This is a genomic window from Corynebacterium frankenforstense DSM 45800 (assembly GCF_001941485.1).
Lineage (GTDB): Bacteria > Actinomycetota > Actinomycetes > Mycobacteriales > Mycobacteriaceae > Corynebacterium > Corynebacterium frankenforstense.
Window position 1 is genome coordinate 463844 of sequence record NZ_CP009247.1, and the last position, 16811, is coordinate 480654.

General features: G+C 69.8%; 20 protein-coding genes. 14 read left to right on the forward strand and 6 right to left on the reverse strand.

Annotation, left to right across the window (positions count from 1 at the left end; all coding sequences use genetic code 11):
• The first annotated feature begins 185 nt into the window (after positions 1-185).
• The 8 genes from CFRA_RS01900 to CFRA_RS01935 all read left to right on the forward strand — a co-directional run bounded on the left by CFRA_RS01900 (position 186) and on the right by CFRA_RS01935 (position 9684).
• Entirely contained in the window at positions 186-473 is a 288-nt protein-coding gene (locus tag CFRA_RS01900) for a hypothetical protein (protein WP_156887934.1), read from the forward strand.
• A 10-nt stretch (positions 474-483) separates the two neighbouring features.
• Positions 484-2307, forward strand: coding sequence for a choline/carnitine O-acyltransferase (locus CFRA_RS01905; RefSeq protein WP_075663209.1), 1824 nt, complete (start codon positions 484-486; stop codon positions 2305-2307).
• A gap of 110 nt (positions 2308-2417) precedes the next feature.
• Complete coding sequence (locus tag CFRA_RS01910; RefSeq protein WP_156887935.1) at positions 2418-3647, forward strand: hypothetical protein; 1230 nt, start codon at positions 2418-2420, stop codon at positions 3645-3647.
• Between the two features lie 336 nt (positions 3648-3983).
• A complete protein-coding gene (gene rpsL, locus CFRA_RS01915) occupies positions 3984-4355 on the forward strand; it encodes a 30S ribosomal protein S12 (RefSeq protein WP_075663211.1) in 372 nt (123 codons plus the stop codon).
• A gap of 3 nt (positions 4356-4358) precedes the next feature.
• Positions 4359-4826, forward strand: coding sequence for a 30S ribosomal protein S7 (gene rpsG / locus CFRA_RS01920; RefSeq protein ID WP_075663212.1), 468 nt, complete (start codon positions 4359-4361; stop codon positions 4824-4826).
• Between the two features lie 230 nt (positions 4827-5056).
• Positions 5057-7180, forward strand: a complete 2124-nt coding sequence (gene fusA / locus CFRA_RS01925; protein WP_075663213.1) for an elongation factor G — start codon at positions 5057-5059, stop codon at positions 7178-7180.
• A gap of 403 nt (positions 7181-7583) precedes the next feature.
• On the forward strand, positions 7584-8774 hold the full coding sequence (gene tuf, locus CFRA_RS01930; protein WP_075663214.1) for an elongation factor Tu: 1191 nt from the start codon (positions 7584-7586) through the stop codon (positions 8772-8774).
• A 196-nt stretch (positions 8775-8970) separates the two neighbouring features.
• Positions 8971-9684 carry a hypothetical protein gene (locus CFRA_RS01935; protein WP_075663215.1) on the forward strand — a complete coding sequence of 238 codons (714 nt, stop codon included), beginning with the start codon at positions 8971-8973 and terminating at the stop codon, positions 9682-9684.
• A 173-nt stretch (positions 9685-9857) separates the two neighbouring features.
• Here the strand turns inward: CFRA_RS01935 and amaP are convergent, their stop codons facing one another.
• From amaP to CFRA_RS01965, 6 genes are read right to left on the reverse strand one after another with little or no spacing between them, the layout of a single operon-like run.
• A complete protein-coding gene (gene amaP, locus CFRA_RS01940) occupies positions 9858-10418 on the reverse strand; it encodes an alkaline shock response membrane anchor protein AmaP (RefSeq protein ID WP_075663216.1) in 561 nt (186 codons plus the stop codon).
• Complete coding sequence (locus CFRA_RS01945; RefSeq protein WP_075663217.1) at positions 10415-11047, reverse strand: DUF6286 domain-containing protein; 633 nt, start codon at positions 11045-11047, stop codon at positions 10415-10417. The genes amaP and CFRA_RS01945 overlap by 4 nt, the downstream gene beginning before the upstream one ends.
• A complete protein-coding gene (locus CFRA_RS01950; RefSeq protein WP_075663218.1) occupies positions 11028-12008 on the reverse strand; it encodes an Asp23/Gls24 family envelope stress response protein in 981 nt (326 codons plus the stop codon). The genes CFRA_RS01945 and CFRA_RS01950 overlap by 20 nt, the downstream gene beginning before the upstream one ends.
• A gap of 5 nt (positions 12009-12013) precedes the next feature.
• Positions 12014-12211: a hypothetical protein gene (locus CFRA_RS01955; protein WP_075663219.1), complete on the reverse strand. Its 198-nt coding sequence runs from the start codon at positions 12209-12211 to the stop codon at positions 12014-12016.
• Positions 12212-12229: 18 nt separating this feature from the next.
• Positions 12230-12538, reverse strand: coding sequence for a hypothetical protein (locus tag CFRA_RS01960; protein WP_075663220.1), 309 nt, complete (start codon positions 12536-12538; stop codon positions 12230-12232).
• 3 nt (positions 12539-12541) lie between these two features.
• A complete protein-coding gene (locus CFRA_RS01965) occupies positions 12542-13042 on the reverse strand; it encodes an Asp23/Gls24 family envelope stress response protein (RefSeq protein ID WP_075663221.1) in 501 nt (166 codons plus the stop codon).
• A gap of 656 nt (positions 13043-13698) precedes the next feature.
• Between CFRA_RS01965 and rpsJ the strand changes: the two genes are divergently transcribed.
• From rpsJ to rpsS, 6 genes are read left to right on the forward strand one after another with little or no spacing between them, the layout of a single operon-like run.
• A complete protein-coding gene (gene rpsJ, locus CFRA_RS01970) occupies positions 13699-14004 on the forward strand; it encodes a 30S ribosomal protein S10 (protein ID WP_003854291.1) in 306 nt (101 codons plus the stop codon).
• Positions 14005-14033: 29 nt separating this feature from the next.
• A complete protein-coding gene (gene rplC, locus CFRA_RS01975; protein ID WP_075663222.1) occupies positions 14034-14690 on the forward strand; it encodes a 50S ribosomal protein L3 in 657 nt (218 codons plus the stop codon).
• Positions 14687-15343, forward strand: a complete 657-nt coding sequence (gene rplD, locus CFRA_RS01980; protein WP_075663223.1) for a 50S ribosomal protein L4 — start codon at positions 14687-14689, stop codon at positions 15341-15343. The genes rplC and rplD overlap by 4 nt, the downstream gene beginning before the upstream one ends.
• Positions 15343-15648: a 50S ribosomal protein L23 gene (gene rplW, locus CFRA_RS01985; protein WP_075663224.1), complete on the forward strand. Its 306-nt coding sequence runs from the start codon at positions 15343-15345 to the stop codon at positions 15646-15648. Before rplD ends, rplW begins: the two co-directional genes overlap by 1 nt.
• A 27-nt stretch (positions 15649-15675) precedes the next feature.
• A complete protein-coding gene (rplB, locus tag CFRA_RS01990; protein ID WP_075663225.1) occupies positions 15676-16515 on the forward strand; it encodes a 50S ribosomal protein L2 in 840 nt (279 codons plus the stop codon).
• A gap of 16 nt (positions 16516-16531) precedes the next feature.
• Positions 16532-16810, forward strand: a complete 279-nt coding sequence (rpsS, locus tag CFRA_RS01995) for a 30S ribosomal protein S19 (protein WP_075663226.1) — start codon at positions 16532-16534, stop codon at positions 16808-16810.
• The last annotated feature ends 1 nt before the right edge of the window (position 16811 follow it).

The window sequence follows — 16811 nt, forward strand, 5'->3', positions numbered from 1 at the left end:
CCGCGCCCCCGCGGCCGTGGTCCCGTGACCTGACGGCCGGCGGCCCGCTCACCGGGCCGCCCCGACGCCCCGTCCTCCCCCGTGGAGGGCGGGGCGTCGTCGCGTCTGCCTGCGCTTCCCACGGGTGCCGGGCGGTCGCGCACAGGCCACACACGTCCACGTGTCGGCCCGCTATCGTGGGCCGCATGATCGGTTGGACTGAGATTGCGGTCATCGCCGTGCTCGTGCTCCTGCTGGCGGCGTGCGTGGCGGTCCTGCTGCTCGCCGCCCGCTGGGTGGTGCGCGGCTACGACCCGCGCCGCGCGGGCAAGCGTCGTTTCCACGACGGCGACCAGGCCACGCGCGAGGCGGACCTGAAGGGGCTGGCCGCCTGGTACGCCGGCGACGAGGGCGAGCGGCGGGACGGTGAGGGTACCGACAGGCGGGACAGCACCGCGGCGGACAGGCGGGACGGCACCGTCGATCCCCGGTAGCCTGGCGGGCGTGAAACCCCTGCCCGTGCCCGCGCTCGACGACACGCTCGAGCGCACCCTGAGCTGCGTTGACGCCGTGATTGACGACGCCGCGCCCACCCGCCGTCTGGCCCACGACTTCGCCGTGGGCGCAGGTCCCCGCATCCAGGCCGCCCTGGCCGACTACGCCGCCGAGTGTGCGGCGGCCGGCTCGAGCTGGTTGGCCGGACGCTGGCTCGACGGCTACCTGACGACCCGCGAACCGTTGCCGCTGAGCTCCAACGTCTGCTTCCAGATCCGCCTGGACACCGACGCGCACGGGCTGGAGCGCCTCGCCGCGGTCGTGCACGCGGCCGCCCGCGTCCATCTCCCCGAGGCCGCCGGTCGGACCGGTGCCCGCTTCGACGCACGGGGCAACGAGCTGGCCGCCGAGCAGTGGAACTGCCTGCGCGGCGGCGTCCGGGTGCCGGGCGCGGGCCGCGACACCGTCGAGTACGGCCCGCGCACGGCCGCCGACCGGGAGGTCGTCGTCTTCTGCGGCGGGCGCGCCTTCGCGCTCCCGGTCAGTGACGGCGGGGGACGGGTGGTCCCGCGTTCCGAGCTGGCCGCCGGCTTCGCTCGAATCCTGGACACCGCCCACGGCTCGCCCGCGGACGACCGCCCAGGGGGCGCGCCCGGGTTCACCGACGCCTCTTACCGGGGAAGCGGCGACGCGGAGTTCCGCGCCTGGCTCGCGGAACCGGCCAACGCGGCCGTGCACGAGCGGCTCGCCCGCGCGCTCTTCTGCGTCTCGTTGCCCGCGACTGCAGACGCCTCGGCGGCCGGGGCGGCCGGGGAAGCCGGAGCAGCCGCAGTCGCCGGAGCCGCGGAAGACGGCACGAGCCTCGCCACCGGTGACGCGCCGAAACCCGACCCCGATGCCCGCCGGCTGCGCACCGGCGCCTTCGCGTCCGGTCATTACTGGGCATACAAGCCGCTGACCTACGAGCTGGCGGCCGACGACTCCGGCTGGGCCGCCCTGCTCGTCGAGCACTCCACCGTCGACGGCGCCACGCTGGTGCAGACCGTCGCCGACATCCAGGCCGAGCTCGCCGGCGCCGGCGGAGCTGACGTGGACGGAGCCGACGGCGCGGGAATCGGCGCGGGGGAGGGACGTGACGTCGGCAATCGGGCGCCGCAGGAGCTGAGCTGGACGCGCAACCTGCCCGCCCCGGAGCACGAGCCGCCGCGCCTGGAGATCCGCCGGGCGGCGCGCCCGCGGCCACGGAACATCAAGCTCAGCGCCGACGCCTACGCGCAGCTGGTCATGACCGTCGCGCAACTTTCCACCTACGGGCGGGTGCGCGCGGTCTACGAGGCCGTCGACATGCGCGAGTACGCCGCCGGGCGCACGGAGTGCCTGCGCCCGGTCACCCCGGCCGCCGTCGCCTTCGCCCGCGCACTGCTCGCCGGCTCGGCGGACCGCGCCGGGCTCAAGGCCGCGCTCGACGCCCACCGTGACTGGGTCAAGGCCTGCAAGACCGGCCGCGGCGTCGACCGGCACCTGTGGGCACTCGGCTGGACGGCGCAGGAGCTGGGGGAGGACCCCGGGTTCCTGCGGGATCCGGGGCTGGCCGCCGCGCGCACCGACTTCCTCTCGACGACCTCCGTCGGCTCGGACGCGCAGGTCGTGCGCTACGCGTTCGCGCCGACCACGCCGGACGGTTTCGGGATCTGCTACACGCCGCTGGCGGACGCGGTCGAGTACACGGTCACCTTCGGCGCGGGCGCCGAGCACCCGGAGGCGTTCCTCGAGGCGCTGGGTGAGGCGGCCGCGCGGCTCGCGGAGTTCATCACCGGGCTCGACGCGGCCTGACCCCGCCTGAGGGGAGTGTTCCCCGCGCCCGGAGGGGGTCCCGCCGGCCGCGTGTGACAATGATCCGTGGTGAACCGGCAGGGCGCCGGGGAGGATCCGGAGGTGACAGGGTGACCACCAATGAAGAGATGAGCGGTTACTACGCGGACATGACCGGCGCGACGCGTGATCTGGCGTCGAAGCAGAAGTGGCTCCTCACCTCCAGCGTGATCGGCAACGGGATCAACGCGGCCGCGGCGGTCAACGCGAACCGCAACGCCCGGCGGAGCCAGACGCTGCTCGCCGAGACGAGGGACGTGGTCCGCGACGGCTTCGACAGGCTTGACGAGGGGCTGCAGGACCTCCGCGACTCGGTCGACGCGATGCACGCGGACATGAACGCCGGCTTCGAGACCATGAGCCACATCAACTACGCGCTCTGGCGCGACGGGGTGGGGCGCGGGTACTCGCGGGAGTTCCGGCCGCGGGCGCTGAACTACCTCCGGGACTACGAGGAGGCCTGTGAACACTGGCTGGACATGGTGGCCGAGCGGGTGGCCCGGGTGGTCGCGGACTTCCCGGGCTGGAAGCGGCCCGAGTGGCGCGACGACGCACTGCGCACGGGGCTCTTCTTCACCCCGCCGAGGAAGATGCCGCCGCCTCAGCCGCTGCCGGACCCGGTCCAGAAGGAGCCGCCGCCCCGGATGTCTATGCTGCGGGTCCTGGTGCTCACCTTCGTGTGCTGGTTCGCCGCGTACATCGGCGTCTGCGCGTTCGTCGGGATGCCGATAAGGATCTACGACGAGGCGGTCAACGGCCCGTACCTGTCCACCGAGCCGCGGGTGATCGATCCGATACCGGCGATCAGCACGGTGGCGCTGATCCTGCTGCCGGTCATCTTCGGTCTGATGTGGCTGCGGCGCCGGCGCAAGGAGGCCAGGGCGCGCGAGGTCGAGGAGTACAACGCCGCGCAACGACGTGCCCACGAGGAGGCCGAGCTCGCCGCCCGCGCCGAGGTGAGCGCGCACAACGGGCGGCTCCTACGGGACTGGGAGGCGGCCAACGGGATGGCCCGTGAGCAGGCGATCCGCTACGTCGCCGAGCGGGTCGGGGTGCGTGACCCGAGGACGAACTCGTTGGCCGAGGACTGGGCGTCCGAAAAGACCCGCCGCGAGGTGCAGCGCCTGCGGAAGATCATCGAGAACGAGCGGACCCGGCCGCCGGAGCCGTCGACCCTGACGCGGCCGGAGCCCTACACGGTCAACCGCCGGGTGCGGCGGGACATGCGCGCCGAGCTCCAGCGCTTCCTCGACTCACTCGACGGATTCAACATCGAGCCGCCGCGCTACGAGTTCGAGTAGCAACCACGCCCGCGCGTGCCACGCCGGCGCGTGCGCACCGGGGGAGGGACGCGACGTCGTCAATCGGGGGACTACCGCACCGGGCGGGATTTGTGCAGCACCCGGGCGTGCGTGTAGAGTCACGCGACAGTCCCCCGTCACCAGTGGCGGTGGGAGTCTGACACCGAAGCGGCCCGCCGCGACGGTGCCTGGACACGAACGGCAGGGCCCCGGGAAAGAGCCTCCGTTTTTTCATGTCTTGACGCTCCCGCTTCCAGCGGTGGCCGGCGGTCAGGGCCTCCGAGAAGGAAGCCTGGACCGTGATGAAGAACTTCAACTACGTCAAAAGGACGGTACATGCCCACTATCCAGCAGCTGGTCCGCAAGGGCCGCCACTCCAAGTCCGCGAAGGTCGCCACCGCGGCCCTCAAGGGCTCGCCGCAGCGTCGCGGTGTGTGCACCCGCGTGTACACCACCACCCCGAAGAAGCCGAACTCCGCTCTGCGTAAGGTCGCCCGTGTGCGCCTGACCACCGGCATCGAGGTCTCCGCCTACATCCCGGGCGAGGGCCACAACCTGCAGGAGCACTCCATGGTGCTCGTGCGCGGCGGCCGTGTGAAGGACCTTCCGGGTGTCCGTTACAAGATCGTCCGCGGCACCCTCGACACCCAGGGTGTCAAGGACCGCAAGCAGGCCCGTTCCCGTTACGGCGCGAAGAAGGAGAAGTAAAACATGCGTAAGTCGCGAGCTCCTAAGCGCGAAATCATCAAGGACCCCGTCTACGACTCCGAGCTGGTGACCATGCTGGTCAACAAGGTGCTCCAGGACGGCAAGAAGTCGACCGCCCAGCGCATCGTCTACGGCGCGCTCGAGCAGTGCCGCGAGAAGACCGGCACCGACCCGGTGGGCACCCTGGACAAGGCTCTGGGCAACATCCGCCCGGAGCTGGAGGTCCGCTCCCGCCGCGTCGGCGGTGCGACCTACCAGGTGCCGGTTGAGGTGCGCCCCGCGCGTGCGACCACCCTGGCGCTGCGTTGGCTGGTGACCTTCACCCGTCAGCGTCGTGAGCACACCATGAAGGACCGCCTCGCCAACGAGATCCTCGACGCCTCCAACGGCCTCGGTGCCTCGGTGAAGCGCCGCGAGGACGTCCACAAGATGGCCGAGGCCAACCGCGCCTTCGCCCACTACCGCTGGTAGTCAGCCGGGCCCGGTGTCAGTGCAGCTGACCGGCCTGTGCGCTCTGCGCAGCCGGCTCAGCCGCACTACACTGAGCAGTCGGCCGCTCGGCGGCGTCGGCACGAGACCGCACGCCGGGCCACGACCTGTACGACGCAACACCGAACATCCGAGGCGCCGTCCCGTCCCCGTCCGCCCGCAGGCGACGGGGCTCCGGGAGACGTCCACGACATTTAAGTTGGGGTAAGACTGTGGCACAAGAAGTGCTTAAGGACCTCCACAAGGTCCGCAACATCGGCATCATGGCCCACATCGACGCCGGTAAGACCACGACCACCGAGCGCATCCTCTACTACACGGGTATCAACCGCAAGGTCGGCGAGACCCACGAGGGCCAGTCCACCACGGACTGGATGCAGCAGGAGAAGGACCGCGGCATCACCATCACCTCCGCCGCGGTGACCTGCTTCTGGGAGGGTCACCAGATCAACATCATCGACACGCCCGGCCACGTCGACTTCACCGTCGAGGTCGAGCGCTCCCTGCGCGTCCTGGACGGCGCCGTCGCCGTCTTCGACGGCAAGGAGGGTGTCGAGCCACAGTCCGAGCAGGTCTGGCGTCAGGCCGCCCGTTACGACGTGCCGCGCATCTGCTTCGTCAACAAGATGGACAAGCTGGGCGCCGACTTCTACTACACCGTCGGCACCATCGTCGACCGTCTGAACGCCAAGCCGCTCGTCCTCCAGCTCCCGATCGGCGCCGAGGACGACTTCGAGGGCGTCATCGACCTGGTCGAGATGCGCGCCATCGTCTGGCCGGGCAAGGTCGAGGTCGGCGCCGAGCCGACCATCACCGAGATCCCCGCCGAGCTGCAGGACCGCGCCGCCGAGTACCGCGAGAAGCTGCTCGAGGCCGTCGCCGAGTCCGACGAGGAGCTCATGGAGAAGTACTTCGGCGGCGAGGAGCTCACCGTCGAGGACATCAAGGGCGCCATCCGCAAGATGACCGTCTCCTCCGAGATCTTCCCGGTCCTGTGCGGCACCGCCTACCGCAACAAGGGCGTGCAGCCGCTGCTCGACGCCGTCGTCGACTACCTGCCGAACCCGCTGGACGTCGGCGAGGTCCACGGCCACAAGATGGGCGAGCCGGACACCGAGCTGACCCGCAAGCCCTCCGACGAGTCCCCGCTGTCGGCCCTGGCCTTCAAGATCGCCGCCCACCCCTTCTTCGGCAAGCTGACCTTCGTGCGCGTCTACTCGGGCACGATGGAGCCGGGCGAGACCGTCCTGAACTCCACCAAGGAGCACCGCGAGCGCATCGGCAAGATCTTCCAGATGCACGCGAACAAGGAGAACCCGGTCGACTTCGCCCACGCCGGCAACATCTACGCCGTCATCGGTCTGAAGAACACCACCACGGGTGACACCCTGTGCGCCCAGAACGACCCGATCATCCTCGAGTCCATGGACTTCCCGGACCCGGTCATCAAGGTCTCCATCGAGCCGAAGACCAAGTCCGACCAGGAGAAGCTGGGCGTGGCCATCCAGAAGCTGGCCGAGGAGGACCCGACCTTCACCGTCGAGCTCGACGAGGAGTCCGGCCAGACCGTCATCGGCGGCATGGGCGAGCTGCACCTCGACGTCCTCGTCACCCGCATGAAGGACGAGTTCAAGGTCGAGGCCAACGTCGGCGCCCCGCAGGTGGCCTACCGCGAGACCATCAAGAAGCCGGTCCAGAGCGTCGAGTTCACCCACAAGAAGCAGACCGGTGGTTCCGGCCAGTTCGCGAAGGTCATCGTCTCCTTCGAGCCCTACCACCCGGACCAGGACGAGCTGGAGGAGGGCGAGTCCGCCACCTACAAGTTCGTCAACGAGGTCACCGGTGGCCGCATCCCGAAGGAGTACATCCCCTCGGTCGACGCCGGTATCCAGGACGCGATGCAGTACGGCCACCTGGCCGGCTTCCCGCTGGTCAACATCAAGGCCACCCTCGAGGACGGCCAGTACCACGAGGTCGACTCCTCGGAGATGGCGTTCAAGATCGCGGGTTCCCAGGTCCTCAAGGAGGGCGTGGCCCGCGCGAAGCCGGTGCTTCTCGAGCCGCTGATGGCGGTCGAGGTCATCACCCCGGAGGAGTACATGGGCGAGGTCATCGGCGACATCAACTCCCGCCGTGGCCAGGTCAACGCCATGGAGGACCGCGCCGGCGCCAAGGTCGTCAAGGCCCAGGTCCCGCTGTCCGAGATGTTCGGCTACGTCGGTGACCTGCGTTCCAAGACCCAGGGCCGCGCGAACTACACGATGGTCTTCGACTCCTACGGCGAGGTGCCGCAGAGCGTCTCCCAGGCCATCATCGAGGAGCGCACCGGCAAGTAGGGCGTAGCGGCGTGACGCCCGTTGAATTGACGACGTCGCGCCGCCCGCCCCGGGCGGTCCGGGTCCCCGTTGTGCCCGGGGACCCCGTCGACGCCGCCGGCCGAAACCGGTCGTAGCGGCCACACCGGGTCTCACCCCGCCTGCACGTACGACGTGCGGGGTGAGGTCGGGTTGGCCGGTACGGCACGGATCCCGGCGAAGAGACGTTCAGGGCCGCGAAACCCGACGACGTAGGGTCAGGCCAGGTTTGAAAAAGACGCTGGCGGACCCTAGGATCGTGTAACTGGCACACTGCAAAAAACGCCATCGCCAGCAGTCCGGCCTCGGCCGGAGCGAGGGTGGCAATCCGTAAACCACGTGGCTGCGAGAGTCGTAGCCACCATGAAGTCCAGGAGGACACACAGTGGCAAAGGCGAAGTTCGAGCGTAACAAGCCGCACGTCAACATCGGCACCATCGGTCACGTTGACCACGGCAAGACCACCACCACGGCCGCCATCACCAAGGTGCTGGCCGAGAAGTACCCTGAGGAGAACCAGGCCTTCGCCTTCGACGCCATCGACAAGGCGCCGGAGGAGAAGGAGCGTGGCATCACGATCAACATCTCCCACGTCGAGTACTCCACCCCGAAGCGTCACTACGCTCACGTCGACGCCCCGGGCCACGCCGACTACATCAAGAACATGATCACCGGTGCGGCTCAGATGGACGGCGCCATCCTCGTGGTCGCCGCCACCGACGGCCCGATGCCGCAGACCCGTGAGCACGTGCTGCTCGCCCGTCAGGTCGGCGTCCCCTACATCCTGGTCGCCCTGAACAAGTGCGACATGGTCGACGACGAGGAGATCATCGAGCTCGTCGAGATGGAGATCCGCGAGCTGCTCGCCGAGCAGGACTACGACGAGGACGCCCCGATCGTCCACATCTCCGCTCTGAAGGCCCTCGAGGGCGACGAGAAGTGGACCCAGTCCATCGTCGACCTGATGGACGCCTGCGACGAGTCCATCCCGGACCCGGTCCGCGACATCGATCACCCGTTCCTGATGCCGATCGAGGACATCTTCACCATCACCGGCCGCGGCACCGTCGTCACCGGTCGTGTCGAGCGTGGTCGCCTGAACGTCAACGAGGATGTCGAGATCATCGGCATCAAGGACAAGGCCCAGACCACCACCGTCACCGGTATCGAGATGTTCCGCAAGATGCTGGACTACACCGAGGCCGGCGACAACTGCGGTCTGCTGCTCCGCGGCACCAAGCGTGAGGACGTCGAGCGCGGCCAGGTCGTCGTCAAGCCGGGCGCCTACACCACCCACACCGAGTTCGAGGGTTCCGTCTACGTCCTGGCCAAGGACGAGGGCGGCCGCCACACCCCGTTCTTCGACAACTACCGTCCGCAGTTCTACTTCCGCACCACCGACGTCACCGGCGTCGTGCACCTGCCGGAGGGCACTGAGATGGTCATGCCGGGCGACAACGTCGACATGCGCGTCGAGCTCATCGCCCCGGTCGCCATGGACGAGGGCCTGCGCTTCGCCATCCGCGAGGGCTCCCGCACCGTCGGCGCCGGCCGCGTCACCAAGATCATCAAGTAAGTCCGCTTACCTGCTGGTCTGACCGGCCTCCCGCCGGGTGACGTCTGACGCTCACCCGGCCGTGTGCCAAGGAAAACCGCCTCCCCCGTCACGGGGGAGGCGGTTTTTCGTGTGTCCGGGCTGCCACGGCTCTGCCGGGCCGCCGGGGGACGGGGTGTGCCGCGGTGCCGGTGCGGCGGCGGATAGAGTGGCGGGCGTGAAAGACCCGACCCGAATCCCGCGCGTCCTCGACGCGGTGCGACGCGCCTGGGAGGGCCGGCCCGACCTCGAGCTGGCTACGCTCTTCGCGATGCTCGGCAACGAGGGCATCGGCTGGGGCGCCGACGACGAGGAGCTGATCGCCGCCCTCGAGGCGATGGCCGCCCGCCACCCCGAGTCCGCGGACACGGACACCCCGGGCCTGGTGATGGTGCGCACCGAGTCGCCGGCCGCCCGCCTCACGCTCGACATGGCCGCCCGCAGGGTCACCGTGCGCTCGGGCGTGAAGGGACGCCAGCCGGTCAGCTGGCTCTTCGAGGACGTCGTGCGCCTGCGCGTCGGCATGCCGTGCGTGCTGCGCGACAGCGGGGGAGTGGACCACCGCCTCGGCGTGGTCGCCGGCATCACCGTGGAGGCGGGCCGCAGGGCGCGCACGTCGCTGAGGGGGCTGACGCGCGGGTCGCTGGACCGCGACGTCTACGCCCTGCGGTGCACCGAGGGAAAGACGGAGCGGATGGTGCTCGCGGGCCGGGGCCTCGACGTCTACGCCAAGGTCGGCCGCGAGGTCGAGCACGAGCACCTCAAGTGGGCCCGGCTGGTCTCCGCCGAGGTCGGCGAGCAGCTGCGCGTGGCGCCTCGCGGCGGCGGGGCGGAGCACGTCTACGGCGAGGTCATTGAGATCTTCGCGGTGGAGCTCGGCGCGGAGGACTGAAGCCGCTCGAGCTCCCGGGCGGGGCCGCATACCCCGGGAGCCGGGTCGCCGGGGGTCGGGTCCCTCGTGTTCGGGCCCGCCGGAACTGTTGCCCCCGCGGCGGCACGGTTAGGCAGAGAAACGGCCCCGCCCCAGTCGAGGGGCGGGGCCGTTGAATCGGCGGGGAAGCGGCGCTACTGCTGCTTCACCGCGTTGACGTGGAGGCGGTAGACCGTGTCGAGGTCCATGTCGCGGACCGCGGAGCGGAAGTCCGTCTCGCTGTTCTCCAGCTCGGCGCGCAGCCGGCTGACGTCCACGTTCGGGTCGGCGGTGACCGTCCAGGTCACCGTCGGGCGCGAGCGGTCCATCGCGACGCGGTGGGAGACGTCGGTGACGCCGGGGAACTGCTCGATCGAGTCGTCCACCGCACCGGCCAGCCGCGCGACGGCGACGTCGACGGAGCCGGTCTTGTCCGTGGCCGAGGAGCGCACCCGGTTGAAGCCGCGGCGTCGCAGGTTCGCCGCGATCAGCCACAGCCCGAGGAAGACCCCGAGCACGGCCACGGCGCCGAGCGCGACGTCGTACCAGGTGTTCCCGGTGACCGAGGCGGCGCCGGCCAGGTCCAGGCGGTCGGAGTACTCGGTGGCCTCCGGGACCTGGGCCCACACGAGGATCACGGCCACGCCGGCCGCGAGCGCGATCAGGCCGATCAGGAACAGCAGGAAGCGGTCGAGTGCCGCGAGTGCGTGACTCATCGCGCGACCTCCTCTTCCCGGGCGGTGTCCCCCGCGGACGCCGGGGCGGTGCCGCGGGCCGAGACCTGCGGGGCCTCGGGTTCGAGGACCTTGATGCGGAACTTGGCGTTGTCGGCGAGCAGCGGGCCGATGGTGGACTCGATGGTCGAGCGGATCGACTCGGCCACCCCGTCGGCGGTGCTGTTGGACTGCACCTCGGCGGTGACGGTCTTGCCGGAGACCCGGGTCGAGGCGCTGCCCACCCCGGGGGTGCGCTTGGCGGTCGCCGTGGTCAGGCGGGCGATGTCCACGGGGCGCGCCCAGAGCGAGACGTTCGACGCCAGGCGCCGGTGGGTCCGGGCCCGCGGCTTGAGCGCGACGAGGATGAGGATGAGCCCGACGACGACCGCGATGATCGACGCCCAGGTCATCCAGGGCTGGAAGCGGTTCTCCGCGACCATCTCCAGGACCGGGTCGAGCCAGCTGCGCCAGGAGACGCCGTCGGAGAGCCGCAGCCACAGCTCACGGCCGGCGACGACGCCCAGGGCGACCAGCGCCAGGCCCAGCAGCACGGCCAGCCAGCGGGCCGCCGGGGTGGCCCGGGGCTCCTGGCCGGCGCCGGTGCGGGCCTCAGTCGACTCGGGGGCCATAGGGGCCTCCCTTCTGCTGTGCGGGGCTGAAACGGCCCCGCGGGACGATACGGACGGGCGTGAGCGGGCGCTTCGGCGGCAGCTTCGGCACGAAGGGCTCCGCGCGCACGGGCAGCACCGCGTGCACGGGCTCCGGGCCGGAGACGACGTGCACCGGTGTCAGCCGCCGCGGCAGCGGGGCGGCCGGCGTGACCACGGGGGTCGGGTCGACGACCCGCGGCTCGCGCAGCGGTGACCCCTCGGCCACGTGGACCGGGGTCAGCGGCCGCTCCTCGGCGACGTGCACCGGCACCGTGCGCAGCTCCTCGGGCTCGCGGGGGACCGCGGGCTCGGGGGAGGGGCGCACCTCGACCGCGTGCAGCGGGCGCTCGGCGGCGGTGTGCACCGCGTCGAGCGGACGCTCGGGCGCGACGTGCACGGCATTGAGCGGCACCTCGGCGGCCGTGTGCACCTGGTTCAGCTCGCGGGCCGGGCGGGTGCGCACGGGCACCTCACGCGTGGTGGCCAGCGCCGCGGAGCGACGCCGGTACCGCGGCGCGGCCACCTCGGAGGGGGCCACGGCCACCGGCGAGAGCGCCGGCCGCTCGGCGGCGGCCGCCACCTCGACGGAAGTCACGCGCTGCGGGGCGCCGACGACGTTGCCGACGACCACGTTGACGTGCCCGACGTTCATGCCGGTCGCGTCGGTGATCCAGCGCGCGATGGTCGTGCGCACCTTCTCGGCGACGTCGGTGACCGGCGAGGGCCAGGACACCGCGATCGTCGCCTCGACGGTGACGATGTGGCTGGCGCGGTCGACCAGCAGGTCGAAGCGCGGGAAGCTCATGCCGGTCAGCTTGTCGAAGCCGCCGCCGGAGGAGACGGTGCCAGGCACCGACGCAGTGGCCGCGGTGACGACCTTGTGCACGGCGCGGTCGGTGATGTACACCTCCCCGCCCTGCGGGTTCTCGGAGGGGTCCACGGAACTCACCCGCGGCCCCCGCGCCCGGTGCGGAAGGCGTCGGCGATGTTGCGCAGGTCGATCAGGCCCTCGAAGTGGGCGCCGACGACACCTCCGACGGCACCGAAGATGAGCGCCCACAGGAAGCCGGGCAGCCCGCCCAGGATCACGGCGAACGCGACGGCGAGGCCGACGGCCACGCCGATGACGGTCATGTTTTTCATGGAATTTCCTTCACACGGTTACGCGGTGGCGGGCGGGGTTCCGGTGGCGTCGGCGACGACGACGTCGACGGGCCGGTCGCCGCCGACCGCGCCGCGCACGTCCTCGCTCAGGGAGCGCAGGTCGGTGGCGCGGGCGAGGTCGGCGACCACGTGGACCTCCAGGCGACCGGACCGGTCGAGGCGCAGCCCCGGCACACGGTGGCCGGGGTAGAGGAGCGCGACCTCGCCGAAGGTGCCCGGGTGGAGATCCGCCACGCCGTCGACCGCCAGGACCCGCTCGGCCAGTGGGGCGGCCTGCGGATATTCGATGGGATCAGCGGCGGTCATCGGTTACTGGACGCGCGGGGCGACCTGCTCCTGCTCGGCGGCGGCCAGCTCGCGCTGCTCGTCGTCGCGGTCGTCGTCCTGGTTGGGCAGGTGGACGTCGGTGACGGTCACGTTGACCTCGGTGACCTCCAGGCCGGTCATCCGCTCGATGGCGCGGATGATGTTGCGGCGGATGGCCTCGGCCAGCTCGTGGATGGCCACGCCGTACTCGGCGACGATGGACAGGTCCACCGCGGCCTGGGTCTCGCCGACCTCGACCGACACACCCTGCTGGACGTTCTCGGAGGCGCCGAAGGCCTCGCGGATGGCGCCGACGGTGCGCGCGCCGCCGCCGCCCAGGGCGTGGACGCCGGTGACCTCGCGGGCCGCCAGGCCGGCGATCTTGCCGACGACGACGTCCTCGATGGTGGTACGGCCGTGGTCGTCGGCCTTGTTCTCGGCGACGGCCGGGACGGCGGCGTCCTTGTCGTCCTTCTTGGCGGCGGTCTTGTTCTGGTCGGCCATGGTCGTGGATCCCTTCGGATAGGTGATATGTGTTGCGCCACCGAGTCTAGAGCCGATTTCTTTCGCTCGCGTTGCAATCCCGTAACGGCGCTGGGGCGACGCGACGGTGACCCGCGCGGCGTCGGCAATCGGGGAGGGAGGCGGGAAAGTCCGTGGTTTGCGTTCGCGGTGGTCGGCGTGCTTTAATGTCCGGGTTGCTTTAACACGGCGTCCCCGCTGCATGTCCGCATGCCCGGAGGCGCCGCTGGTAGGGCGAACATGACACCTTCGTTCGGGTCTCCGGACCCGTGGAAGGCTCCGCAATCGGGGTAGGTCAGTCGATCAAGACGTGGCAGTCCCGAGCGCGGAGACCGGAGGAGGGGCATGGCAAATAAACAGCGGCAGTACACGAGGGCCACGCTTACGCGTCCCAGCGGCGCGTGATCCCCCTCGGACTTGACCCAGCCGGACGGCGAGGTCCCTGTGGCGTGTTTATCGGTCACGCCCCGTCGAGACCCCCGGCCGGCACCGAACGGTCAAGAACCATGAACTGGCGTTGCGCCCGTGCCCTGTAGAGGACCGGACAACGTTATAGAGACATCAGGAAGCGAGTTCCCACCTCTGCGCCCCCGGGCGACCGGGAGAGCAAGTGGGACCGAGCGAGGAAGAGGATAAGCGTGGCGGGACAGAAGATCCGCATTCGGCTCAAGGCCTACGACCACGAGGCGATCGACGCGTCTGCGCGCAAGATCGTCGAGACCGTGACCCGTACCGGCGCACGCGTCGTCGGGCCTGTGCCACTGCCCACCGAAAAGAACGTGTACGCCGTTATTCGTTCTCCCCACAAGTACAAGGACTCTCGCGAGCACTTCGAGATGCGCACCCACAAGCGCCTCATCGACATCCTCGACCCGACGCCGAAGACCGTCGACGCGCTCATGCGCATCGACCTTCCGGCCAGTGTCGACGTGAACATCCAGTGATCGCCTGAAACTACTGCGGAGAACAGACAATGAGTGAAAACGAGATCAAGGGCATTCTGGGCACCAAGCTCGGCATGACCCAGGTCTTCGACGAGGAGAACCGGGTCGTTCCGGTCACCGTCGTCGAGGCCGGGCCGTGCGTGGTCACCCAGATCCGTACCACCGAGACCGACGGCTACAACGCCATCCAGATCGCCTACGGCGAGATCGACCCCCGCAAGGTGAACAAGCCGCAGACCGGCCACTTCACCAAGGCGGGCGTCACCCCGCGGCGCCACCTGACGGAGATCCGCATGGACGACGTCTCCGCCTACGAGGTCGGCCAGGACGTCACCGTCGAGGTCTTCGACGGCATCGACTTCGTCGACGTCACCGGCACCTCCAAGGGCAAGGGCTTCGCCGGCGGCATGAAGCGCCACGGCTTCGCCGGCCAGGGTGCCGCCCACGGTAACCAGGCCGCCCACCGCCGCGTCGGCGGCATCGGCGCCTGCGCCACCCCGGGTCGCATCTTCAAGGGCAAGCGCATGGCGGGCCGCATGGGTAATGACCGCGTCACCACCCAGAACCTCAAGGTTCAGAAGATTGACGCCGATGCCAACCTGCTGCTCATCAAGGGGGCCATCCCCGGCGTGCGCGGCGGCATCGTGACCGTTAAGACCGCAGTGAAGGGCGGTGCTCACGCATGACCAACCTGACTCTGGACGTCCAGACCGCCGCGGGCGGCACCGACGGCCAGGTGGAGCTGCCGGCGGAGATCTTCGACCGTGAGGTCTCCACGGCTCTGCTGCACCAGGTCGTGACCGCGCAGCTCGCCGCGAAGCGACAGGGCACCCACGCCACCAAGACCCGCGGCATGGTCCGCGGCGGTGGCCGCAAGCCCTACCGTCAGAAGGGCACCGGCCGCGCCCGTCAGGGCTCGACCCGTGCGCCGCAGTTCACCGGCGGCGGCACCGTCCACGGCCCGCAGCCGCGTGACTACGCCCAGCGGACCCCGAAGAAGATGAAGGCCGCCGCCCTGAACGGCGCCCTCTCCAACCGGGCCGCCGGCGACCGTATCCACGTCATCGACGAGCTGGTCCCGGGCCAGAAGCCCTCGACCAAGTCGGCGCGTGCGTTCATCGAGCGCATCACCGACCGCAAGCAGGTGCTGCTCGTCGTCGGCCGTGAGGACCTCAACGCCCGTCGCAGCGCCAACAACCTGCCGAACGTGAACGTCCTCGTCCCGGAGCAGCTGAACACCTACGACGTGCTCAACTCCGACGACGTCGTGTTCTCGGTCGCCGCGCTGCACACCTTCATCAACCGCGTCACCGGCGCGGACAAGGAGGAGAGCAAGTAATGGCCAAGACCGTCAACCCCCGCGACATCATCATCGCCCCGGTCGTCTCCGAGAAGTCCTACGGTCTCATGGAGCAGGGCACCTACACGTTCTTCGTGCGCCCCGACGCCCACAAGACCCAGATCCGCCAGGCCGTCGAGGAGATCTTCGGCGTCAAGGTGGCCTCGGTGAACACCGTCAACCGCGAGGGCAAGCGTAAGCGCACCCGCACCGGGTTCGGCCGCCGCAAGGCGACCAAGCGCGCCTACGTCACCCTCCGCGAGGGCAGCGACTCCATCGACATCTTCGGCGGCGCGACCGCGTAAAGAAGGTCGAGAAGTAAAGGAACCATTATGGCTATTCGCAAGTACAAGCCGACAACTCCGGGTCGCCGCGCCAGCTCCGTCTCCAAGTTCGACGAGATCACTCGTTCGAAGCCGGAGAAGAGCCTGCTGCGCCCGCTGAGCAAGACCGGCGGCCGTAACGTCCACGGCCACATCACCACCCGCCACAAGGGCGGCGGACACAAGCGTCAGTACCGTGTCATCGACTTCCGTCGCGCCGACAAGGACGGCGTGCCGGCCAAGGTCGCGCACATCGAGTACGACCCGAACCGCACCGCGAACATCGCGCTGCTGCACTACTTCGACGGCGAGAAGCGCTACATCATCGCCCCGAAGGGCCTGAAGCAGGGCACCGTCGTGGAGGCCGGCCCGGAGTCGGACATCAAGGTGGGCAACAACCTGCCGCTGCGCAACATCCCGACCGGTACCACCGTCCACGCGGTGGAGCTGAAGCCGGGCGCCGGCGCCAAGCTGGCCCGCTCGGCCGGCGCCTCGATCCAGCTGCTGGGTAAGGAAGGCAACTACGCCGTCCTGCGTATGCCCTCCAGCGAGATCCGTCGCGTCGACATCCGCTGCCGCGCCACCGTCGGCGAGGTCGGCAACGCCGAGCAGATCAACATCCGCTGGGGCAAGGCCGGCCGCATGCGCTGGAAGGGCGTGCGCCCGACCGTCCGCGGTGTCGTCATGAACCCGGTCGACCACCCGCACGGTGGTGGTGAGGGTCGTACCTCGGGCGGCCGCCACCCGGTCAGCCCGTGGGGCCAGAAGGAAGGCCGCACCCGCAACCCGAACCGCTACTCCAACAACATGATCGTGCGTCGTCGCCGGTCGCGTTCCAACAAGCGATAAGAGGAGGTAAGTCACAATGCCACGCAGCCTGAAGAAGGGGCCGTTCGTCGATGAGCACCTCCTCAACAAGGTGGACGCTCAGAACGACAAGGGCACGAAGCAGGTCATCAAGACCTGGTCGCGCCGTTCGACCATCCTGCCCGACTTCATCGGCCACACCTTCGCCGTCCACGACGGCCGGAAGCACGTGCCGGTGTTCGTCGACGAGTCCATGGTCGGCCACAAGCTGGGCGAGTTCGCCCCGACCAGGACCTTCCGCGGTCACCAGAAGGACGACAAGAAGGGACGTCGATAAG

Bases quoted from the DNA above. Each gene is read 5' to 3' on its own strand.
- rplW (WP_075663224.1), top strand. From the start codon at position 15,343: ATGGCCAAGACCGTCAACCCCCGCGACATCATCATCGCCCCGGTCGTC.
- CFRA_RS01945 (WP_075663217.1), bottom strand. From the start codon at position 11,047: ATGGCCCCCGAGTCGACTGAGGCCCGCACCGGCGCCGGCCAGGAGCCC.
- CFRA_RS01900 (WP_156887934.1), top strand. From the start codon at position 186: ATGATCGGTTGGACTGAGATTGCGGTCATCGCCGTGCTCGTGCTCCTG.
- rpsG (WP_075663212.1), top strand. From the start codon at position 4,359: ATGCGTAAGTCGCGAGCTCCTAAGCGCGAAATCATCAAGGACCCCGTC.
- rplB (WP_075663225.1), top strand. From the start codon at position 15,676: ATGGCTATTCGCAAGTACAAGCCGACAACTCCGGGTCGCCGCGCCAGC.
- rplC (WP_075663222.1), top strand. From the start codon at position 14,034: ATGAGTGAAAACGAGATCAAGGGCATTCTGGGCACCAAGCTCGGCATG.
- CFRA_RS01955 (WP_075663219.1), bottom strand. From the start codon at position 12,211: ATGAAAAACATGACCGTCATCGGCGTGGCCGTCGGCCTCGCCGTCGCG.
- rplD (WP_075663223.1), top strand. From the start codon at position 14,687: ATGACCAACCTGACTCTGGACGTCCAGACCGCCGCGGGCGGCACCGAC.
- rpsS (WP_075663226.1), top strand. From the start codon at position 16,532: ATGCCACGCAGCCTGAAGAAGGGGCCGTTCGTCGATGAGCACCTCCTC.
- CFRA_RS01965 (WP_075663221.1), bottom strand. From the start codon at position 13,042: ATGGCCGACCAGAACAAGACCGCCGCCAAGAAGGACGACAAGGACGCC.
- rpsL (WP_075663211.1), top strand. From the start codon at position 3,984: ATGCCCACTATCCAGCAGCTGGTCCGCAAGGGCCGCCACTCCAAGTCC.
- amaP (WP_075663216.1), bottom strand. From the start codon at position 10,418: ATGAGTCACGCACTCGCGGCACTCGACCGCTTCCTGCTGTTCCTGATC.
- CFRA_RS01960 (WP_075663220.1), bottom strand. From the start codon at position 12,538: ATGACCGCCGCTGATCCCATCGAATATCCGCAGGCCGCCCCACTGGCC.